This is a genomic window from Amnimonas aquatica, assembly GCF_002943415.1.
Taxonomy (GTDB): Bacteria; Pseudomonadota; Gammaproteobacteria; order Pseudomonadales; family Moraxellaceae; genus Perlucidibaca; species Perlucidibaca aquatica_A.
Genome location: NZ_PTQZ01000305.1, coordinates 1 through 1535 on the forward strand (window position 1 = coordinate 1; position 1535 = coordinate 1535).

The 1535-nt window shown below is 68.3% G+C and carries 2 protein-coding genes; both read right to left on the bottom strand.

Going from position 1 to position 1535, the window contains the following annotated elements:
- Window positions 1-180: hypothetical protein (locus C5O18_RS10275; RefSeq protein WP_146089331.1), on the bottom strand; the 180-nt coding region annotated here is incomplete at its 3' end.
- A gap of 285 nt (window positions 181-465) precedes the next feature.
- On the bottom strand, window positions 466-1488 hold the full coding sequence (locus C5O18_RS09370; protein ID WP_105193363.1) for a 2-dehydropantoate 2-reductase: 1023 nt from the start codon (window positions 1486-1488) through the stop codon (window positions 466-468).
- Between the last annotated feature and the right edge of the window lie 47 nt (window positions 1489-1535).

Here is a 1535-nt window from a genome sequence, read left to right on the forward strand (position 1 = left end):
AATGTCGTCCAGTCCGATGGCGGCGGCCGGCATGGACAGCACCAGCAGGGCAGCGGCCAGCAGCCCGCCGGTCAGGAACTCGCGGCCACGATAGCGAAGCGGCAGCGCGCGGGATGTCGCCACGGCACGGCGGACCGGCGCCACGGCACGGGAATGGTGATGGGGAACAGCGTCATGCATGCGGTTAGGACTCGCGTCACCTGAAATCAGGCGCTTCAGAGCAAGCCGCATGCCTGTTTTTATAAATGCTTATGAATCAGTTGGTTATATTGAAAAATCGGCAGCTGGAGAGCAATTCGGGCGGCGGGCGGCCGGAAAAGCCGGAAATGTGTCGCCACTGTGCGACAGCTTTGCGACAGAGTCATTCAAGGCACTGATAATTAAGGAAAACATATTGTCGCCAAAAAGCGACCATGGTGACCGCGGCATGAGCAAAAGCACGACAACATGCCCCTCGCGGCACCCTCAGCCTGCGGCGGCCTGCGCCGACTGCAGCTGTGCCAGCAACTCATCGCCACGCCAGTCGCGGCGACCGCCCTGCTCCGCCGCGTGCACCAGCGCCACCAGTCGGGCATTGACCGGCGCCGGCAGCTGCAGACGCTCGCCGAGGCGCACCACCTCGCCGTTGATCCAGTCGATCTCGGTGGCGCGACCGGCCTCCAGGTCATCCCACATGGAGGAGCGCGCCAGCGGGTCGATAGCCAGCATGCGGTTGGCCAGGCGCCGGAACAGCAGGTCGGGCACCCGCATCAGGCGCGGGATCCAGTGCGGCGGCAGCGGCGTCAGCCGGGCCGGCTGGATGCGCGCGGCCGCCATCAGCGTCAACGCCTCCTCCTGCGCCAGCGCCAGGCAGCGGCGGTAATCGCGTTGCGACAGCTCGGCCTTGAGCGGCAGGCCGGAGAGCGCATTGACCGGGTTGTTGAGGTTGAGCAGCAGCTTGCCCCAGAGCACCGCCTCCATGTTGCCGCGCGGCATCACCGGCAGGCCGGCGCGGGCGAAGGCCGGCAGCCAGGCCGCGAGCCCGGGGTGGGCGGCCACGTCCAGCTCGCCTTCCGAGCCCTGGTGGAAATGCCCGTGGCCCTGATGCGCGACATTGAAAGGCACCATGCCGGCCAGCACCACCTGCTCCGGCAACTCGCGCGCCAGCACGGCGGCATTGCCGAGGCCGTTCTGGAAACTGATCACCAGCGTGCCCGGACGCAGCACCGCCGCCAGCTCGCGACCGGCCTGCGCGGTCGCCGCCGACTTCACAGTCACCAGCACCAGATCCGCCTCCGCCAGCGCCGCCGGAGAGGTGTCGTAACGTACCGCCGATGCTGCCAGCCGCAGGTCGGCGCCGCGATAGTCGCTGACCCGCAGACCGCTGTCCGCGAGTTCCCGGCGCAGGCGCTCGCGCCCGACCAGCAGCACCTCGCTGCCGGCCGCCGCCAGCCGTCCGCCCAGGTAGCAGCCGATGCTGCCCGCGCCATGAATGCCGATCAGCGCCATGTCCACCTCCGGTCCGTGTCACCCGCGCGTCACGCCGGATGACTGTT

What these genes read in the sequence shown, in the direction of transcription:
- C5O18_RS09370 (WP_105193363.1), bottom strand. Translation starts at nt 1,488, where the DNA reads ATGGCGCTGATCGGCATTCATGGCGCGGGCAGCATCGGCTGCTACCTG.